The organism is Pseudomonas sp. GV071, from assembly GCF_003050835.1.
In the GTDB taxonomy this organism is placed as follows: domain Bacteria; phylum Pseudomonadota; class Gammaproteobacteria; order Pseudomonadales; family Pseudomonadaceae; genus Aquipseudomonas.
This window is the reverse complement of sequence record NZ_QAOJ01000001.1, coordinates 664893-683375: the sequence shown is the minus strand read 5'-3', so window position 1 is coordinate 683375 and position 18483 is coordinate 664893. Positions and strand designations below refer to the sequence as shown.

Genomic DNA, 18483 nt, shown 5'->3' with positions numbered 1-18483 from the left:
CCCACGATCCTACGGGATTGAGGTTTGCCTTCTAGGGCGTCGGGGTCAGTTGCTGATTCCCCTCAACCCGCTCCTCGGTCCAATCCGGATCGCTGGCCTGTACCACGCTGCTTACCTGCAACACGGCCAAGCCAAACCGCTGCTTGAACAACCGACCGATATCCGCCAACGCCTGGCGGTTGCCGGGGTTGTCGGCGTGAATCAGCAGCACAATCCGCGACGGCAGTTTTTCCGGCTGGCCACTGGGCCCACGCCATTGGCCGTTGACGTCGTACCAGCTCAAACCATCGGGAAACCGTGGCGTCACTTGCTCGGCTAAAAACTGCTGCCACTGCGCCGTGTCGATGGCGCCGAAGTACAGCTCGGTGCGCTGCAGGGTGTGCTCATGCACAACCTGGTGGGTGGGACTGCTGGCATAGCTGTGCAGCACACCCGCAGCACCGCCCAAAATCACCACCAGGGCGGCGGCCGCCAGTTTGTCGGAACGCCTCATGGGCTTACCTCCACGGCAACGGCGCTGCTACTGCGCCAACTCAACAGCAGCTGCAGCACCGCGCCCAAGGCCAGCACCGCCACGCCAAGCAACGCGCCATAGCCGACATAGGCCAGGCTCGACCACAGCATGTACAGGCACAGGGCGAAAAACAGCAGCGGCAACCAGGGGTACAGCGGCACGCGCACCGGCCGTGGCACGTCCGGGTGCAGGCGGCGCAAGCGAATCAACGCCAGGCTGCTCAGGGCCAGAAAGAACCAATAGACCGGGGTCATGTACTCGACCATGGCGTTAAAACCGCTGTTGGCCAGGCTGCCGAACAGCACCAACAGCAAGGCCACGCCACCCTCGGCCAGCAGTGCCCGGCGCGGTACGCCGCGGCTGTCGTCCCACTGCCCGAGGCGGTGCAACAGCGGTACATCGCGGGCCGCGGCATAGGTGGTGCGCGCGCCGACCATCAGGGTTGAATTGATCGTCGCCACGGCCGATACCGCCACCACCAGCAGAATGATCAGCACCCCGAACGAGCCAAACGCCCGCGACAGCAATTCCACCGCCGGCGCCGCGCTGGCCGCCAGACCGTCGAAGCCCAAGCCGCGGATAAACGCCCAGTTCAGCGCCAGATAAATGGCCAGCAACAAGCCCAGGGCGCCGAGCATGGCGATAAACATGCCACGCCGCCCATCGCGCACTTCCGCCGACAGCGTGGCCGCATCGCTCCAGCCGCCAAAGGCCAGAAAGACAAAAATCATCGCCGCGGAAAAACCCGCCAGGCCGGTCTGCTCAGGTTCCGCCGGGAATACCGGCGGCGGCGCGTCGAAGCCTTGCCAGGCCAGCCAGACACCAGCGGCAACAATCGAGAAAAAGCCCAGGGTGAGCAAACTGACCAGCACCGTCTGGGTGGCAAAACCCACGCGCACCCCGAGCAAATTGACCAGCACCAGTGCCGCGATCAAACCGCCGGCATACAGGGCTGAACCGTGGCTGCCTAGGGGCAGCACGGCGTTGAAATAGTCACCAAAAAGGAACGCCGACAACGCGATCCAACCGGTGTGCAGCACGGCAAAACGCGACCAGGCGAACAGAAACCCCACCCGCTCGCCGTAGCTGCGTTGCAGAAAGTGGTAGTCGCCACCGGGGTGCGGAAAGGCCGTGGCCATCTCGGCAAAACACAGCGCGCCGACCATCGACAACAGCCCGCCGAGCACCCACACCCAATAGAAATGTTCAGGGCCGACATTCAACGCCACGGTGGGCGCGGTTTTCAGAATGTCGGTGGTGATCACCATGCCCAGGGTGACCAGCAGGGCCTGGAACACCCCGATATGGCGCTTGGGACCGGCGTGATTGTGCGCGTCCATAAATTCCTCGGTTTAGCCGCAACCGCGTATCGGCGAATATCCGCGTAGCGGATATCCGCCGTTTCCCCCAATCAGAACCCGTAAGTCGCGCGGGCGTAGTAGTAGGCGCCGTTGCTGCCAACCGGCGAGAGCACGTCATACGGCAGGTTGCCGCCGTAGTTGATCTCGTCGCTGGATTTCTCCGGGTACTTGTCGAAGATGTTGTTGCCACCCAGGGCCACGGAGAATTGCGGGGTGAATTTGTAGGCCACCTCGGTATCCACTTGCCACACGGCGTTGTAGGTCTGCTCCGGGTGGTCGCCATCACCGAAGTCGAACACGCGGGTGGTCGAGCCTTGGCGAGTAAGACGGGCCAGCAGGTTCCAGCTGTCGTTGCTCCAGGTGGTGGAGAACACGAAGCGGTCCTTGGGTGCGGCGTCGGTGAGGGTGTTGCGCTCCTCCACGCCCACCAGCGCATCGTCGCCAACGCCCAGGGCGGCCAACTGCTCCGGCGTGCCTTTGGTGCTGGTGACTTTGGTGTGGTTGTAGGTGTACGCGGTGCTCAGGCCCAGCTCGCCCGAGGCGAACGGCTGGTGGTAGTTGAGCACCAGCTCCGCGCCGTCGGTTTTGGTGTCGGCGGCGTTGGTGAAGAAGTTCACGTCGTGCACGCCGGCCTGGCCGAAGTTGTCGAGGATGTACTGCTCCATGGCGTCGCTGCCGATGCGCTGGGACAGGGTGATGCGGTCTTTGACGTCGATGCGGAATACGTCGAGCGAGGCGTCGAAGTTGTCGGTGAACTTGGCGGTCAGGCCAATGCTGAAGTTCTTCGAGGTTTCCGGGTCGAGGTCTTCGGCGCCCAGGGCTTTGGCAATCGGGTCGTTCACCGACAGCACACGGATATCGGTCAGCGTGCCGCCGGTGCCGAAGTTGCTGGTGGTGTGCTGGAAGCCCACCTGGGCCAGCGACGGCGCACGGAAGTTGTTCGATACCGCACCGCGCACGGCGAAGATTTCGGTCAGCTTGTAACGCCCGCTGAGCTTGCCGGTAAGCTTGCTGCCGGCGTCGTCATAACGTTCCCAGCGGGTGGCCAGGTCGACGAACAGACGGTCGGTGACATCCCCCGACAGCTCGGCATAAGTGCCGAACACATTGCGGTCGATATCCGACTCTTCACTCGGGCGCAGACCACTGGCGCCATCGGCACCGGTGCCGACATAGGAGGCTTCGTCGCCCGCCGTGGTGATGTAATTTTCGTAGCGGTATTCACCGCCCACCGCCAGCACGAACGAGCGCCCCGCCAGTTCCAGTTCACGGTTGAAATCGAGGTTGCCCACCGACTGGCGCAGCTCGTAGTCGCCGGTGTCAAAACGGGTTGGCGAATCAGCACCCAGCGAGGCGTTGAGGGTGCGGCGGGTGGCCGATTCGAAAATGTTGCGGCCGTGGGTCAGGCTGGCGTCGTAGTCCCACTGCTCGCCGATCATGCCTTTGAAGCCGCCGTTGAGGGAGATGTCCTGATTGTCGCCAATCGACTGCGGCAGGAAGCCATTGGGGTAGAACGCCGGCTGCTCGTAGCCGTAGCGGTAGAACTCGGCACCGGTGGTGTGGCGCTTGTTGTAGGTACCAAAGGCATAGGCCTTGGCATCGCCAATCGGCAGCTCGCTGTTGAACCAGGTATTGATGTCCTGCAGGGCGCCGTCGCCCATGACGTAGTTGCGCTGCTCCGGTGCGTCGTCAAAACCGTCATAGCCGGCGCGGTTGGTCGGGTTACGGTCTTTGTATTCGGCACCGCCACGCACAAAGCCACCGTCCTCACCGAGCTTGGTGCCAGCCTTGGCGCTGGTGAAGGTGTTCTGTCCGTCGTAGGTACGTTCGCCGATGGCGTCCTGGTGGGTGTAGTAACCGCCATAGGTGGTGGACACTTCGCCGCCTTGCGGGGCGTCGTCGAGGATGATGTTGATCACCCCGGCAATGGCGTCGGAACCGTATTGCGCACCGGCGCCGTCACGCAGCACTTCGATGCGTTTGATCGCGCTGATGGGGATCGAGTTGAAGTCGACCGGCGCAGTGCCGCGGCCGATTTTCGACGAGTCATTGACCAGCGCCGAGGTGTGCCGGCGTTTGCCGTTGACCAATACCAGCACCTGGTCCGGGCTCATGCCACGCAGTTGCGCGGCGCGCACATGGTCGGCGCCGCCGGAGTTGGATTGGCGCGGGAAGTTGAACGACGGCAACAGGGTAGCCAGGGCCTGCCCCAGTTCGCCGTTGCTGGCGCCGGTGGCTTTGATGTCGTCGGCGGTGAGCACGTCAACCGGCACGGGCGAGTCGAGCACGGTGCGATTTTTTGCGCGGGTACCGGTGACCAGCACGGTGCCCAGGCGGGTGTCCTCGGCGCTGGTGGTGGTGTCGTCGGCATACACCGGCACATGGGCAAATGCCGCAACTACAGCGACGCTAATCAATGAACGGCGAAACATGCGAACTACTCCCTAACGCACTTATGAACCAGCCGCTTGGTGACGGCTTACTTGTTCTGGCTATTGTGTTAACTGGTTTATTCGGGCCGATAAAAACCGCGACCCGTTAAACGGGCCTGATCAATAAAACGGTGAATATCGTGCAACCCTGGCAGAACGTTTCGAGTCCGGCGGGTATAGCGCTGCGGCTCGAACTCTTAGCTGATTAGACGGGCATCCATGCCCCGATAGGGTTCCTGAGTGCGATCCTAGACGAGGCCGACGAACGGGCAAAATACCAAATAACGCTTAGGTTATATCGCGATAAGAATTCGTAGAATTCGCTACAAAGTTGCTGTTGGTGCAGCAACACATGTTGCTGGAGCAACAGTTTAAAGTTGCCAAAAGTTGAATAATCGATCCTGCAAAAACAATAAAAAGCATCGCGGCTAAAGCCCCTCCCACAGAATTACTCAATTAATGTGGGAGGGGCTTTAGCCGCGAGCTTTTAAACTGGCTAACTCTATATCTTCAATCGAACGCCTTCCGCTCCCACTCATCTTCGGGAATATCCAACGCCTCGCCGGAAAACCGTTGTTCGGAAAACGGATCGGCATGCAGGTGAAAGCCATTGCGCTCCCAGAACCCTGGCGTTTCGACGTCGGTAAATTCCAGCCGCCGCAACCATTTCGCGCTCTTCCAGAAATAGCGCCCCGCCACCAACAAACGCAGTGGCCAACCATGTTGCGGGGTCAGCGGCTGCTCGTTGTATCCGAGGGCCAGCAGACTGTCGGCATGCAGCAGGTCCTGCAGGCTGATATTGGCCTGGTAGTCGTGGTCGGCATGGGCCATGACAAACCGCCCGCTCGGCTCCACCTGTAGCGCCGCCAGCACGTCGCGCAGGTGCACGCCGTACCAGTGGGTGTCGAACTTCGACCAGCGGGTGACGCAGTGAATGTCGCACTGCACCCGGGTCTGCGGCAGGCGCAGCAAGTCGTCGTAGCTCAGGCTCAGCACCTGCGGGCCCAGACCTTCGAGGCTCAGCGACCAGTTGCCCAGGTCATAAGCGGGCACCTCGCCTTCATGCAGAATCGGAAAGCGCTCGGTCAGCACCTGCCCCGGTGGCAACCGTCGGCCATGGGCCGGGTCGCTGACCACCGCCCTGCCCTTGCGCAGCCGCGCCGCCTTGTTATGCAGTTGGCTCATTTCAGTTGGCCACTGGAATCCACGGCGCCTGCGCCACGCCCGCAGCATCGCCAAAGGCCGGGACTTTCTGCGCCAGGTCACGGACGTTTTTCACATCCAGTTCCAGCAGTTGCTTGCGGGTAATCAGGGTCGGTGGCACCAGTACGTGCTCACCTGGGCTCTGCCCGGCAATCTGCAGGGCCAGGCTGCGCACGCTGATGGCGCCGGCCACTTCCGGGTTCACGGCGGCGGTGGCGACCCAGGCGCTGTCCGGCTCTTTCATGATCTGGATATCGGCGGTGGAAATGTCGGCGCTGTAGATCTTCACCTGCTTGTTCAAGCCGGCCTCGTCGACAGCGATCTTGGCGCCTTTGGCGAACTCGTCGAACGGCGCAAAAATCACTTTCAGCTCAGGGTTGGCGCGCAGCACGGCGCTGGCCTGGTCGGCCACCGAGTTGGCAATCGGCGGGTTAAGGGTGCCGAAGCGGGCCTTTTCAACGATGCCAGGGTTGGCCGCTTTCACTTCCCGCCAGATTTCGTCACGACGCTCCATGGGCGTGAAGCCGCCGATAAACACATACCCGGCCTCAAACGCGGTGCCGTTGTCTTGCAGCGCCTGGTCCAGCGCCAGGCGCGCCAGCTGGTGGTGGTCCTGCTCGATCTGGGTGACCTTGGGGTTGCCCAGGTCGATGTCGAACGCCACCACTTTGATGCCCTTGGCCACCGCTTTATCGACGGTGTCTTTCAGGGTTTCGGCCAGGCCCAGCTGCACGATGATGCCGTCGACGCCAAGGTCGATGGCCTGCTCGAGCATTTCGCGCTGGGTAGCGGCTTGCTGACGGGCATCGAACAGGCGCAGGTCGACGTCCAGGGCTTTGGCTTGCTTCTCGACGCCGCGCAGATAAGCCTCGGGGAAATCGCCGGCAAACAGGAAACCAACCAGGGCGATTTTCACCCCACCCTTATCGAACGGCGCCGGCGCACCGGTGATGCCGGCGGCCTGAACGGCGCCGGCCAGGGACAACGCCAGGGTGGCGCTCAACACGGTGCGGATTACAGCTCGCATGGACACATCCTTCTTGGAAAATACGGCCTAGCGCGCACGCGGCGCCAAACCAAAAGTGAACATCAGCGCCAGAACCAACACTGCGCCTTTGACGAAATCCTGGGCGTAATACGGCGCGTTGAGCATGGTCAGGCCGTTGAGTAAGGTGGCCACCAGCAGCGCGCCGACCAGGGTGCCGAAGGCGTTGGGCTTGCGCGCACCGAGCACGGCAAAGCCAATCAACGCGGCGCCCAGGGCGTCCAGCACCAAGCCATTGCCGGAGCTGACATCGCCACGCCCCAAACGCGCCGCCAACAGCAAACCGCCCAAGGCCGCCAGCACCGCCGACAACACATAGGCGAGAAATTTGTAGCGCTGCACCGGCGCCCCGGCCAGACGCGCAGCGCGCTCGTTGCCACCGATGGCGTACAGCACCCGGCCAAAACGGGTGCGCTCAAGAAACGCCCAGACCAGCACGGCGATCACCGCCATCACCAGCACCGGAACCGGCACCGTGTCCCACAGCCGCGCGCGGCCGAGGGCGAGAAAGGCGCTGCTGAAACTGCCGATGGCTTCGTCGCCATTGGGCAGGGTCATGCCCACCGCAATCGAGCGGCCGCCGGTGGGAATCAGCTGCACGCCGATCACCAGAAACATGCTGCCGAGGGTGGCGAGAATGTCCGGCACGCCCATACGCACAATCAGAAAGCCATTGAGCACGCCGACCAAGGCACCGGCGCCGAGGCTGATCAGCACCGCCGGTAGCGGCCCCCAACCGAGAACCACCATCACGTAGCTGGCGCACATCAGGCTCATCGCCGCCACCGCGCCAATCGACAGGTCGAGGCCGCCAACCGCCATGGTCAGCGTCACCCCCAGGGCCAGCAGCGCAACGATGGACACCGACTGCAGAATGATGAACAGGTTGCCAACCCGTAAAAACGCCGGCTCCAGTACCGCGAACAGCACCACCACCAAGGCCAGCACCAACAGCAGGCCGTAGTGAATCGCCAGGCGCAGCAGGGTCTGGCCCAGTGGCGTGTGAGCAGGGGTTGAAGCAATTGAATCAGGCACACGCAGCTCCTTGGCGTTGCGGGGTGGGCGAAGTGACGCTGAGGCCGGCGATTTGCGCCACCAGCTCGGCGCGTTGCAGGCCGGCGCGCGGGTAGTCGGCGACCACGCTGAAATCGCGCACCACCAGAATGCGGTCGGCAATTTCCAGGGCTTCGTCCGGGTCGGCGCAGATCACCAGGGTGGCGCGCTGGGCGGCACTCGCCCGCAGGCGCGCGCCGATGTCGCGGCGGGCGCGGATATCCACGCCCTGGAAGGGTTCATCGAGAATCAGCAGACGGCCTTCGCCGAGCAACCAGCGGCCGAGCACCACCTTCTGCTGGTTGCCGCCAGACAGGGTGTCCATGGCCACATCGAGGCCGGCGCATTTGATGCCCAGCTGCTCGACCTGTGTCGCGACCGCCGCCCGTTCGACACCGGCACGGATAAAGCCGCCACGGCTGAAGCGCGACAGGAACGGCAACGTCAGGGTCTGCGCCAGGGAAAAACCGGGCACCAGGGAATCGCGCCCACGGTCTTCGGCGGCCATAAATACCCCGCCGGTTATTGCCTGGCGTGGCGAGTTCGGCGCCCACGGCTGGCCATCCAATTCGAGCTGCCCGGCGTGGGGCTGACGCAGGCCAAACAACAGTTCGGCAATCTCGCTTTTGCCGGCGCCGAGCAAGCCGGTGAGCGCCACCACTTCGCCCTGGTGCAGGCGTAAATCGAATGATTTGCTGTGCGCCGACACCTGTACGTCACGGCCTTGCAGCACCACCGGGCCCTGCTCTGCGCGGCCTTCGACCACCGGCGCCAGGGCGCTGCCAAGCATGGCCAGCACGGCTGCCGGCACGTCTAAGGGCGCCGGAAATTCACCGGCCAGGCGGCCGTCGCGCAGCACGATGGCGCGGTCGGCAATACGCTGCAGGTCGGACAACCGATGGGAGATATAGACGATCGCCACGCCGCGCTGGCGCAGGCCATCGATCAGGCTGAACAGACGTTCGGCTTCGCTGACCGACAGCGCCGCAGTAGGCTCGTCCAGCACCAGCAATTTCGGCTGCAAGGCCAAGGCGCGCGCCAATACCACCAACTGCCGTTCGGCGCTGCCGAGGCTGTCGATGCTGGTGTTCAAGGGCAACTGCAGGTCCAGGCCGGCGGCAATCTGCGCGGCCCGTTGCTGCACGCGCTTACGGTCACTCCACAGCGCACCGCCGGGTTGGCACAGCTCATCCAGCACCAGGTTTTCCGCCACGCTGAAGCCGGGCACCAAGGCCTCGTCGGCATGTTGGTGAACGGCGACGATGCCCGCACGGCGCGCCGCATGGGGCGAGGCAAAGTGCACCGCCCTGCCCTCTACCCGCAACTCGCCGGCATCATGGCCGTGGCTGCCGGCGAGAATCTTCACCAGGGTGGATTTACCCGCGCCATTGGCCCCCAGCAAGGCCACCACTTCACCGGGATAGAGGTCTAGGTCGATGCCCTGCAATACCGGGCTCGCGCCAAAGGCTTTAGCCAATGAGCGGGCGCTGATCAGGGCGGTGGTGGGCAACGTCATGGAGCTCTCAGGCAGGCAAACGACACGCAGCAGGCTGCAGAAGCGATATAGCCTAAGGACCTGAAAGAATAAAAATAAATAACCGATTCGAATAACAATAGAAGCGAGCGCGTTGGGCGCCACTGCGAAGACAGTGCGCACCACGGTCGCTACCGGGTGCGCACAGGGGGATGGTTACACGCCTTTGGTCGACGGCAACAGCACGGTGAGAATGCCCAGCAGCGGCAAGTACGCGCAGAGGTGGAACACGTATTCAATGCCGTGGATGTCCGCCAGGTAACCCAGCAGCGCACCGCCGATGCCACCGAAACCGAACATCAAACCGAAGAAGATCCCGGCGATCATGCCGACGTTACCCGGCACCAGTTCCTGGGCGAACACCACAATCGCCGAGAACGCTGAGGACAGAATGAAGCCGATGATCATCGCCAGCACAGCGGTCCAGAACAGGTCGACATAGGGCAGCGCCAGGGTGAACGGTGCGGCGCCGAGGATCGAAAACCAGATCACCTTTTTGCGCCCGATGCGGTCGCCAATCGGCCCACCGAAGAAGGTCCCCGCCGCCACCGAACCCAAGAACAGGAAGAGGTACAGCTGCGAGCTGGTCACCGACAGGTCGAACTTCTCGATCAGGAAAAACGTGTAATAGCTGGTCAGGCTGGACATGTAGAAGTACTTGGAAAACACCAGCAGCGCCAACACCACCAACGCGCCGATCACCCGCTGCTTCGACAGGCCATGAGTAGCCACGCCGCCGCTTTTCAGCTTGAACAGGGTGAGGTGGTTGCGGTACCAGCGGCTCAAGCCATACAGCACCCCGATGGAAATCGTCGCAAACACCCCGAACCAGGCCACATGCCCCTGGCCATAGGGAATGACGATGGCCGCCGCCAGCAGCGGGCCGAACGCGGTGCCGGCATTACCGCCCACCTGGAAGGTCGACTGCGCCAGACCATAACGGCCACCGGAGGCCAGCCGGGCGATCCGTGAAGCCTCCGGGTGGAAGGTCGACGAGCCAATGCCCACCAGCCCCGAGGCCAGCAGAATCGCCGGGAAACTACCGACAAACGCCAGCAGCAAAATACCCACCAGGGTGCACAGCGAGCCCACCGGCAACAGCCAGGGTTTCGGGTGGCGGTCGGTGTGGTAACCGACCCAGGGTTGTAGCAAGGAAGCGGTCAGCTGGAAGGTCAGGGTAATCAGGCCGACCTGGGCGAAGGTCAGGCCGTAGTTGGCCTTGAGCATCGGGTAGATCGACGGCAGCACCGCCTGGATCAGGTCGTTGATCAGGTGCGCCAGGGCGCAGGCGCCGATCACACGCATCACCAGGGGGCTGGTCTGCTGGGCAACAGTGGCAGTAACTGACGGCGCGGCGGCCGCGGGTGGAGCGGTGGCAGAGATAGACATAGGGCAGCTTCCAGGCGAACGAAACAGTCTTCAGGCCCTGACGCAGCAACAGGCGCTGGCAATTTCAGGGCTCGGCGCTATCCTACGGGGCCATAAAAGCGCCTGTCTCGCGAAATGCAGACAACAACTATCGCAAAACAGACAACATGTTCAGACCCATCGACGAGCACGTACGGGAAATCGATGCCGCCGCCTGGCGCGTCAGCAGCAGCGCCAACGACTACCCGGCTGACTGGCATATCCCGCCCCACAGCCACAACAAACATCAGCTGATCTACGCCATTGCCGGGGTGATGGTGGTGCACGCGGCCATGCACCAATGGACGGTGCCGCCGAGTCGCGGCATCTGGATGCCCAGCGGCCAGGAGCATGCGATTCGCTGCATCGGCACGGTGAAAATGCGCAGCGTGTTCGTGCAGCCCGACGAGTCCCTCGACCTACCCGAAGAAACCCGCGCGGTGAGTATTTCGCCACTGCTCAGCGAACTGATCCAGACCTCCATCGGCATCGCCGAGCCCTACCCCGGCAACTCCCGTGAGGCACGGGTGATGAACCTCATCCTCGATGAGCTGAAGATTCTCCCCACCCTGCCCCTGCACCTGCCGCAACCGGCCGACCCGCGCCTGGCCACCATCTGCGCCACCCTGCAAGCCCGGCCTGGCGACAACTCGACCCTGGCTGACTGGAGCGCACGCCTGCACCTGGACGAAAAAACCATCCAGCGCCTGTTCCACAAAGGCACCGGCATGACCTTCGGCCAGTGGCGCCAGCAAGCCCGGCTGCTGCAGGCCCTGGAGCGGATTGCGGTGGGTGAGAAGATCATCGACGTCGCCGGCGCCCTCGGCTACGAAAGCCCGAGCGCGTTTGCCACCATGTTCAAAAAACAGTTCGGCCTTACCCCGAGCCAGTTTTTCAAATAAATCTGCCACCGCCCTGGCTGCCTGAATGAGCAATTTTGGGCACACTAGTCGGGTGGCACAGTAGCGTCATGGAGAGGCCGCTACTATGGATAAAAACAAAACCGATTTCGCACTTTCCAGCGACGTACAAGCAAGGAGCACATTGATGTTGGAGACCATTCAGGTATTCGTAGGCTGCGACCCTAACGACTGCGACCTGGAGCAGATGATGGTGCTGGACTACAGCATCCGCAGCCGCTGCTCGCAGCCGGTGAATATCCATTGGATGCAACTTTCCCGCGACCCGCAGAGCTTCTGGTACTCCAACCCACAGCAGCAACAAGGCTGGCGCACCGAAGCCTGGACCACACCGTTTTCCGGCTTTCGCTGGGGCATCCCGGCGTTCTGCGGCTACCAGGGCAAAGCCATCTACATGGACACCGACGTCATCGTCCTGTGTGACCTGGCGGAACTCTGGAACGCCACGTTCGAACCCGGCAAAGTGGTGATGGCCAAAGGCGGCGAACAGTCCTGGCGTTTCTGTGTATCGATGTGGGACTGCGCCGCAGCGCGCCACCACCTGCCCGCCATCGACGATCTGCGCGGCAAACCGGAAATCCACCAGCTGCTGAAGAAGTACTACAAGAAAAACCCCCAGGTGATTCAGCCGTTCGACACCCAGTACAACAACATCGACGGCGAGAACTCACCCGTCGAGCAGATCAAGATCCTGCATTACTCCGACATGGGCACCCAGTTCTCCCACGCCCTGTCCTTCGCCCGCCTGCAACGCGAAGGCGGCTCCCACTGGTTCGACGGCACCGTCCTGCCGCACCCGCGCCAAGACCTCCAAGCGCTGTTCGAACAGCACTACCAACAGGCCCTGAACGCCGGATACAGCCTGGACAACTACCGCATGCAGAAGGTGTTCGGACCCTTCCCGAAATACTCGCAAAAAACCTACACCGGCAATGACGTGACCCGGCCCAAGCACTGGTGGACGCGCTTGGGGTTGTTCAAGGCATTGTCCAAGCACGGTTGAGCGCCGAGCGTACTAGCGCTGTCTGCTGATCCACAGCGACATGAATTCCGCCCGGCCGTGCACGCCAAAATCGCGGTAAAGCGTTTTGACGTACTGATGAGCGCTGGCGGGCGTGATGCGCAGGCGCTCGGCAATGGATTTCTCCGGCGCGCCGGACAGCAGCTCGCTGAGCACACGCCGCCCCGCCGGTGACAGCGGGCCGCTCTCGCGGCCCAAGCCATGGCTGAGAAGCAACTGGCGGTGCCACCATTTGATGCCCCGCAGGGCCAGACCGACCAGCTGGATGTCCTGCTCATTGAAGTAACGCGCAGGGTCCAGTGAGTCGAGGTAAACCGCCGACTCGCAGGTCATGCTGACCGGAAACACCGCCCACACACGATCGACAATGCCGTGCTGTTTGTTGATGCGGTCGAGACGCGTCGCCCGTTGAAAGGTCTCTTCCCCCTCAAGCTGCAGACGCAGCGACGAAGACCGGTAGCGGCCGCTTTGCCCCACCAGGGGTTTGAGCGTCAGCACCGGGTCCAATGTGCATTGGGCTTCGAGCATGTTGCGCTGTTTGCGCCGTGTCTCGGTGCGCGGATGCAGGTGTTCAAGTGCACCGATGCGCCAGCCCAATAGCGGGTCGTTCGCCGCTCGACGGCTGCCAAGCGGGCGGGTCAGCCCTACCCAACTGGCATCCTGCGCCCCTACCCAGGCACAGATCTGCCCCAGGCAATAGCGCAACGCCGCATCGGTCTGTTGCGCGCCAAAATCATCGAGGGTGTCCCAGAGGTCCAGTAACCGCTCATCAACGGTCGCCGCCGGCGAACACCAGGCGGCGTAAGGGAAGTGATTGGTGGCTTGCAGTTGTCCAGCGCTGGCAAAAGTTCGAGTTCCGTTGTCCATGCGTTGCCCCATTCCTTGTGGCCGGTTCACAGCCACCTGGGACTGCTCCCACAACCTTGATATCCAAACTGCTGACGGTGTCAGTCCGTTGCACACGCATTGCCTTGCCCACACCTGTGTGTGTGTGCGCGGCGCCAAGTGTTCTTATTCAAACCGGTGAAAGTCAGGTGAGGCCAGGCGCAGGGCCTGGCTCACCGTGGAGGGTGTTACGAAGGTTCTGAAGTGAGGTCTAGGCTATTTGCGCTGGCCAGGTCGTAGAGTTCTTTGACCCAGTAGGCAAATTCGGGACTGTAGCCAACATTGTCAGTGCCCGTACTCAGCAAACCGCCGACGTTGGCAATCGCACCGTCAGCGAACCAGGGGGAGCCGCTGGCCCCGGCAGTGAACACATTGTGCATAGTCACGGTTCCGGCCTCGGGAGAAACCGTTCTATCGCCGAAGCAGGCCCACATCTCCCGACCATTAAACGGATGACCATGAATATTGGCTTCCCCCGGATAACCAATGTCTGCCCAGAACGCAGGTTGCTGGTTACCCGCCATGCCTTTATTACCCACGACATCGCCAATCCGCGCCACAGGCTTGGCATCGATAGGGCCAGGATGGACCACGCAAATCGCCAGATCGTAGGGATAATCATAATTTCTGACCCATGGCTCGGCCATGAAGCAGTCTTTGATTTTCCACTTGCCGAAGGGTTGCGGATTAGCCTTGTCAGCGGCATAGGCGGGTACAAAGTAGATGTTGTCGGCCTGCCCCTTGCCGCTATAGATGCAGTGACCTGCGGTCAAAATAAGTGAGCGCCCAACCACCACTGCGGAGGCCACCATGTTCGCCCCGTTCTTGGTGTAAAACAGCTTGCCAATCGATCGGTGCGCAGCGTCTGAGGCGTCGTTGACCTTTTCCAATGCCCAGACCGAGGGGTCTTTCAAACCACTGGCGTCATTGAGTAGAAACTCGCTGCCAATGCCCCCGGACACGATCCATTCGCCCTCTGGAAGCACATAGGGCGGCACATCGTAGAACGGCTCGGGAGTCGCCGAGATCATCCGTTCCGGTGTCCAGTAATCATCACCGTCGCTGGCCGCATTGGTGAACACCTGGAACTCGTCACCATGAATACCATTCGCGGCCCATGGCCCTGTCGGGTAATCGGCTGCGTCGACGGTATGCCAGCGAACGGTCCAGCTGAACCCCCGCCACCAGTCGCTCTTGACGAACACATCGCCACTGGCGCGGCCGAGGATCTGCTGCGAGACCTTTTTCCAATCGCCCCCGGTGCCATCGGTCCAGTTACAGATCACATCCCAGCCGACAATGATTCGGGACGAGTTCTGATAGCGGAACACGAACTTCTGCCACCCCGACCCCGAGGACTCGGAGCGATCCACGGTTTCGCTGGTGATGTTGACCCCCGGCAGGGTCGACTGGTTGAAGCCATAACCCCAACGCACCACGCCCTTGTCAGCATCGATCAACTCATCGGCCTTGGGTTCGCTGCTGATCGCCATCAGCACCTGACTGTAAAACGCCTGGCGATTGTTGATCTGCTCAAACACCGCCAGCACCTGCTGGGTTTTCGCGGTCAATGTGCCAATCAGTTGCGGGTCGCTTGGCAAGGCGCGCTGGGCGCTTTCCATCTCGCCCATCAGCATGATCATTTGGTCTTTGACCTGGCGCAGCCCGAACGACGGGCAATTGGTAAAGAGCACCAGCGCCTCGCGGTATTTCACCTGCAGGAACTTGAGCAGGGTGAACACCTCGGGCACCACATTGATTTCCGCGGAGAGTGCCGGGTCGATCATCCGGTAGTGGTAGAGCAGCGCCTCTATGGGTTTCATCTCGGTGTTGTCTTTGAACCACTTGAACAGCTCCGGGATGGTCTCCGGCGTCCACCCGCCTACTGGCGGCTCGGGTTGGTTCTTAGCGCCTTCGGCTGAGTACTTGACGCTGACCTTGCCATTGAACTCACTGAGGGTCTTTTTGAACTCAGTCGCCCCTTCCACGGAAAATACCAAGGGCACCCCAGCACCGAGTTTGGCGGAAAACTCCTCGCGCTCGCTGCGGCTGCTGAAGCGGCATTGGTAGACCACCGAAAGGTACGAACCCGAGCGAACCCCGGCAATAAAGTAGTCCCCATAGCTCTCACGAAAGGCACCCGCTTGGGGCGGCACCGGTACGGCGAGCTTGTAGCTGTCGGCCGTGGAGAACTCACTTTCCTCCACCGACATCTGCGCCAGCAGCGTCATGCTCAGGTCGGAAACCGTCACATCCTTCATGTACGAAGAGCTGGCCGAAAAATCCACGCCGTCGAGGTTGTAGTTGCCGCCCACCGAGGTATTGATTTCATCTTCCAGATCCTGCTTGGACGTGATCAGCGTGTAACTGAACTCCGGCGCCAGTGCCTTGCTTGGCTTCAACGTCGGCGGCTCGATGGCCTGCTTGGCCAGCTCCCCGGTCAGCGCGTTGACCCCCAGGCCGATCTTGTACTTCTTCAGCCAGGCGTTTTCGACCGTGGAATTGAGGATGGTCTTGCTTGGGTTGTTGTCCGCATCTGTTTGTATTCTGATCATGGTCATGCTCCCTGTAGGTTGGCAAATCACAGGCAAAACGCCGCCGCACGCCGCAAAAACGGGGTGTGACCAGACGCCTGATCAGGTGCCGGATGATCGTTATCCGAAGCGTGTGTTGCTGATAAACGTTGGATGCCGGGCGATCTTTTTACGCACCAGCGAGGACGATGGTATTGGCAGGGAGACGACGCAGAACAGTTCCTGAATAGGAGGGTAAAACCAAACATCAGCCCTCTACCTAGAGCGCTGACGTAGTGCTGAAACGGCGCAGACGGCACGCGTTGCCAAAGCCCCCAGCCCAACAAAAAGCCCGGCAATCGCCGGGCTCTTTGTTGGGCGTGTTCAACTCAGATCTGCGCGCGCCCAGCGACCCACAGCTCGATGCCATTCCACACGCTGCTGCCGTCCGCGGCCAGAAACAGCGCGGCCCTGGCGACCTCACGGGGCAACGTTGGTCCAAGCCGGCTGGCGGGTTGCACGGGTTTACTGGACCGGATCGGTATCCCTGATCTCATACACCGCATCCTCAGCACGCATCGGCGTGAGGTAGATCAGGTAGCTGGCCTTGGGCTGGCCGAGGTTCATTTCGTTGAGGTTGTAGCGCACATCCAGCTTCAGGTACTTCACCTCGCCGGGCTTTACCGTCACGCTTTGCTCGATGTCCCGCGGCTCCCAATCGGCCGCCTTGCTCAAGCCGGTGATACGCACACTGTGCTTGCCGGGGTTGAGGCTCACCGGAAAGTGGCTATTGAACTTCAACTGGCCGACGCTGTGGCCATCGACCTGCACATCCGGATAGGACAAACGCAGCGGCTGCATGCCGGGGTTGTCGGCCTTGGGCCGGTACAGATACAGCACACTTTGCCCCTGCTCGGGCTGCTGCGGTTCGAAGTGGCCGGGGCTGCTACAGCCCGCGATCACAAGAAAAGTGCTGAGAAACATCAACGCTGGGGTACGGGCTGGCTGCATGGTGCGGGACGTCCTTATGAGAGCTGCAGATGGGGTTCAGCTAAGCGCAGATTTGCGTTTGTACAACTGTGCTACTTTTCCAGCCGTGCCCACTTACCGCCAAGGAAGGTTCAGATGACACAACGACAAGCGCCATCAGCCCCGAAGGTCCGTAGCCAGAAGACGGCATGCCTTGTTATAGCGGCGTGCCTATTGACCGGATGCGCCGTCACCACCAAACGCTTCGCCCCGGAATACTCACGCAACTACGTGCTCGCGGCCGACACCCCGGTATGGAACAACTGCTATCTGTGGACCGGCTGGTACTCACTCAATATTGGTGGCTACGACGAGGTCAACTGCCTGGTGAGCGAGTACTACGGCAAAAGCGGCGACATACCGGAAGAGGTAAAAACACGTCACGCGCAGCACACCGTTGTCTTCAAAAAAGGCAGTCAGGTTCGCATCAAACGCATCTTCACCATCGTTCACCAAGGCAACTCCACGGCTGAACTATTGATCACCGACCCCGATACCGGTCAGAGCACAGCGGTGTATGGAGAGTACTGGCCAGCTAACAATCCAAATCTGTTACAGAGTCAGTAGCCGGCAACGAGCGAGAACACCAACGGAACACCTGCAGTTCCATCGACCAGAGGATAAAAATTGGACTCAATGTTTGACGAGCACCTCACGTTGGCCGAGGCGTGCTTTGCCCAAAACCTGCCTTATTGGTGTTCTGACTTCTCGCGCCCTACCGACAGGGAATTTGCAGCACTCCTAAAAGGCCGCGGCCACTCGCTCCAGTATTTAGTCCTTGAGATGTGGGACCAGGTCTACATCCCGGCCAGCTGCGATCTGAATGCCGTGAAGGCAACGGCCAAAGTGAGGGCGACGCTCAGGTCGGAAGGCATTGCCGAAGAACTGCTGCCCTTGTTGGTCTGACTGGAATATTGGCGTTACACGCCAACCCATAGCCGCATCAACCGAATACGGTTGCAGCCCCCTTTGTTTTCCTTCGTTTGATCAATCTCGCCGAGCATGGCCAGTCGACTGTGCAAGGCTCGCGAGAAAAGCTCGGGTCTCCCGATTAGAGCGCAGACAGACTACGCGACAGGCCAAGGGCGCCATCTCTACGAGTTGCTGCATCTTTGCTCGCGCTGATTTTTTCGTCCGCCACATGAATCTGAAAAACTCCGGCAGATTCGCCAGCAGTTCGGGGCAGTTCTCCGGCAAGTCAGGCCGAGAGCGACCGTGCTGCAACAGCGTTCTGAGCAGTACGCGCCAGAATCGAAGCGGCGCCGAACGATCAATCCATATCAACAGATCGGCGCGGGCCAGCCGATTATCCCAAGTGGCTGAATGGCCACCTTCGAATATCCAGCGCTCACCGGCCTCGACCTCGCGACAAAGCTGGGTCTTCTCGTCCCAGCTGCGTTCGACCCACCCTGGCTGCCAGTGGATGGTGTCGATATGAACCACCGGCAAACCCGTGCGCTGGCCCAGTTGACGCGCCAACGTGCTTTTGCCAGATCCAGGCTGCCCAACAATCATCACCCGTTGCATCGAAGCTCCTTCTCGCTACGCAAGCTGATTTTTTTGGGG

16 protein-coding genes are annotated in these 18483 nt (G+C 61.4%); 4 read left to right on the top strand and 12 right to left on the bottom strand.

Translation table 11 applies throughout. The annotated features are described in order from the left end of the window. Positions 1-31: 31 nt before the first annotated feature. From C8K61_RS03025 to C8K61_RS02990, 8 genes are all read right to left on the bottom strand, one after another. Positions 32-493 (bottom strand): DUF3574 domain-containing protein, encoded by a 462-nt coding sequence (locus C8K61_RS03025; protein ID WP_108094683.1) that lies wholly within the window; start codon positions 491-493, stop codon positions 32-34. Then, on the bottom strand, positions 490-1854 hold the full coding sequence (locus C8K61_RS03020) for an APC family permease (RefSeq protein ID WP_108094682.1): 1365 nt from the start codon (positions 1852-1854) through the stop codon (positions 490-492). The genes C8K61_RS03025 and C8K61_RS03020 overlap by 4 nt, the downstream gene beginning before the upstream one ends. Positions 1855-1925: 71 nt before the next feature. Continuing rightward, positions 1926-4307: a TonB-dependent siderophore receptor gene (locus tag C8K61_RS03015; protein ID WP_108094681.1), complete on the bottom strand. Its 2382-nt coding sequence runs from the start codon at positions 4305-4307 to the stop codon at positions 1926-1928. A 510-nt stretch (positions 4308-4817) separates the two neighbouring features. Next, positions 4818-5483, bottom strand: coding sequence for a sulfite oxidase-like oxidoreductase (locus C8K61_RS03010; RefSeq protein ID WP_108094897.1), 666 nt, complete (start codon positions 5481-5483; stop codon positions 4818-4820). A 10-nt stretch (positions 5484-5493) separates the two neighbouring features. Then, the gene (locus C8K61_RS03005; RefSeq protein ID WP_108094680.1) at positions 5494-6537 is read right to left on the bottom strand and encodes a substrate-binding domain-containing protein; all 1044 of its coding nucleotides are present in this window, start codon (positions 6535-6537) and stop codon (positions 5494-5496) included. A 27-nt stretch (positions 6538-6564) separates the two neighbouring features. Further along, positions 6565-7578, bottom strand: coding sequence for an ABC transporter permease (locus C8K61_RS03000; protein WP_371919964.1), 1014 nt, complete (start codon positions 7576-7578; stop codon positions 6565-6567). 4 nt (positions 7579-7582) lie between these two features. Beyond that, on the bottom strand, positions 7583-9124 hold the full coding sequence (locus C8K61_RS02995) for a sugar ABC transporter ATP-binding protein (RefSeq protein WP_108094678.1): 1542 nt from the start codon (positions 9122-9124) through the stop codon (positions 7583-7585). 174 nt (positions 9125-9298) lie between these two features. Beyond that, entirely contained in the window at positions 9299-10531 is a 1233-nt protein-coding gene (locus tag C8K61_RS02990) for an MFS transporter (protein ID WP_108094677.1), read from the bottom strand. 146 nt (positions 10532-10677) lie between these two features. On the opposite strand from C8K61_RS02990, the gene C8K61_RS02985 reads away from it, so the two are divergent. Further along, positions 10678-11451, top strand: coding sequence for a helix-turn-helix domain-containing protein (locus tag C8K61_RS02985; protein WP_108094676.1), 774 nt, complete (start codon positions 10678-10680; stop codon positions 11449-11451). Positions 11452-11596: 145 nt separating this feature from the next. Next, the gene (locus C8K61_RS02980) at positions 11597-12472 is read left to right on the top strand and encodes a glycosyltransferase (RefSeq protein WP_256589350.1); all 876 of its coding nucleotides are present in this window, start codon (positions 11597-11599) and stop codon (positions 12470-12472) included. A 12-nt stretch (positions 12473-12484) separates the two neighbouring features. On the opposite strand, the gene C8K61_RS02975 is transcribed toward C8K61_RS02980, so the two are convergent. The 3 genes from C8K61_RS02975 to C8K61_RS02965 all read right to left on the bottom strand — a co-directional run bounded on the left by C8K61_RS02975 (position 12485) and on the right by C8K61_RS02965 (position 16899). After that, entirely contained in the window at positions 12485-13357 is an 873-nt protein-coding gene (locus C8K61_RS02975; RefSeq protein ID WP_158272494.1) for a LuxR C-terminal-related transcriptional regulator, read from the bottom strand. A gap of 206 nt (positions 13358-13563) precedes the next feature. Beyond that, positions 13564-15930 (bottom strand): serine protease, encoded by a 2367-nt coding sequence (locus C8K61_RS02970; protein WP_108094674.1) that lies wholly within the window; start codon positions 15928-15930, stop codon positions 13564-13566. Positions 15931-16413: 483 nt separating this feature from the next. Further along, complete coding sequence (locus tag C8K61_RS02965) at positions 16414-16899, bottom strand: DUF2846 domain-containing protein (RefSeq protein ID WP_108094673.1); 486 nt, start codon at positions 16897-16899, stop codon at positions 16414-16416. A gap of 114 nt (positions 16900-17013) precedes the next feature. Between C8K61_RS02965 and C8K61_RS02960 the strand changes: the two genes are divergently transcribed. Both C8K61_RS02960 and C8K61_RS02955 read left to right on the top strand, forming a co-directional pair. Then, a complete protein-coding gene (locus C8K61_RS02960; protein WP_146174265.1) occupies positions 17014-17484 on the top strand; it encodes a hypothetical protein in 471 nt (156 codons plus the stop codon). A 69-nt stretch (positions 17485-17553) separates the two neighbouring features. Beyond that, entirely contained in the window at positions 17554-17823 is a 270-nt protein-coding gene (locus tag C8K61_RS02955; protein WP_256589349.1) for a hypothetical protein, read from the top strand. Positions 17824-17904: 81 nt separating this feature from the next. Here C8K61_RS02955 and C8K61_RS02950 read toward each other — a convergent pair whose 3' ends face one another. Next, on the bottom strand, positions 17905-18444 hold the full coding sequence (locus C8K61_RS02950) for an AAA family ATPase (RefSeq protein ID WP_108094670.1): 540 nt from the start codon (positions 18442-18444) through the stop codon (positions 17905-17907). Positions 18445-18483 lie beyond the last annotated feature (39 nt).

What these genes read in the sequence shown, in the direction of transcription:
- C8K61_RS03025 (WP_108094683.1), bottom strand. Translation starts at nt 493, where the DNA reads ATGAGGCGTTCCGACAAACTGGCGGCCGCCGCCCTGGTGGTGATTTTG.
- C8K61_RS03020 (WP_108094682.1), bottom strand. Translation starts at nt 1,854, where the DNA reads ATGGACGCGCACAATCACGCCGGTCCCAAGCGCCATATCGGGGTGTTC.
- C8K61_RS03015 (WP_108094681.1), bottom strand. Translation starts at nt 4,307, where the DNA reads ATGTTTCGCCGTTCATTGATTAGCGTCGCTGTAGTTGCGGCATTTGCC.
- C8K61_RS03005 (WP_108094680.1), bottom strand. Translation starts at nt 6,537, where the DNA reads ATGCGAGCTGTAATCCGCACCGTGTTGAGCGCCACCCTGGCGTTGTCC.
- C8K61_RS02995 (WP_108094678.1), bottom strand. Translation starts at nt 9,124, where the DNA reads ATGACGTTGCCCACCACCGCCCTGATCAGCGCCCGCTCATTGGCTAAA.
- C8K61_RS02990 (WP_108094677.1), bottom strand. Translation starts at nt 10,531, where the DNA reads ATGTCTATCTCTGCCACCGCTCCACCCGCGGCCGCCGCGCCGTCAGTT.
- C8K61_RS02985 (WP_108094676.1), top strand. Translation starts at nt 10,678, where the DNA reads ATGTTCAGACCCATCGACGAGCACGTACGGGAAATCGATGCCGCCGCC.
- C8K61_RS02980 (WP_256589350.1), top strand. Translation starts at nt 11,597, where the DNA reads ATGTTGGAGACCATTCAGGTATTCGTAGGCTGCGACCCTAACGACTGC.
- C8K61_RS02975 (WP_158272494.1), bottom strand. Translation starts at nt 13,357, where the DNA reads ATGGACAACGGAACTCGAACTTTTGCCAGCGCTGGACAACTGCAAGCC.
- C8K61_RS02970 (WP_108094674.1), bottom strand. Translation starts at nt 15,930, where the DNA reads ATGATCAGAATACAAACAGATGCGGACAACAACCCAAGCAAGACCATC.
- C8K61_RS02965 (WP_108094673.1), bottom strand. Translation starts at nt 16,899, where the DNA reads ATGCAGCCAGCCCGTACCCCAGCGTTGATGTTTCTCAGCACTTTTCTT.
- C8K61_RS02960 (WP_146174265.1), top strand. Translation starts at nt 17,014, where the DNA reads ATGACACAACGACAAGCGCCATCAGCCCCGAAGGTCCGTAGCCAGAAG.
- C8K61_RS02955 (WP_256589349.1), top strand. Translation starts at nt 17,554, where the DNA reads ATGTTTGACGAGCACCTCACGTTGGCCGAGGCGTGCTTTGCCCAAAAC.
- C8K61_RS02950 (WP_108094670.1), bottom strand. Translation starts at nt 18,444, where the DNA reads ATGCAACGGGTGATGATTGTTGGGCAGCCTGGATCTGGCAAAAGCACG.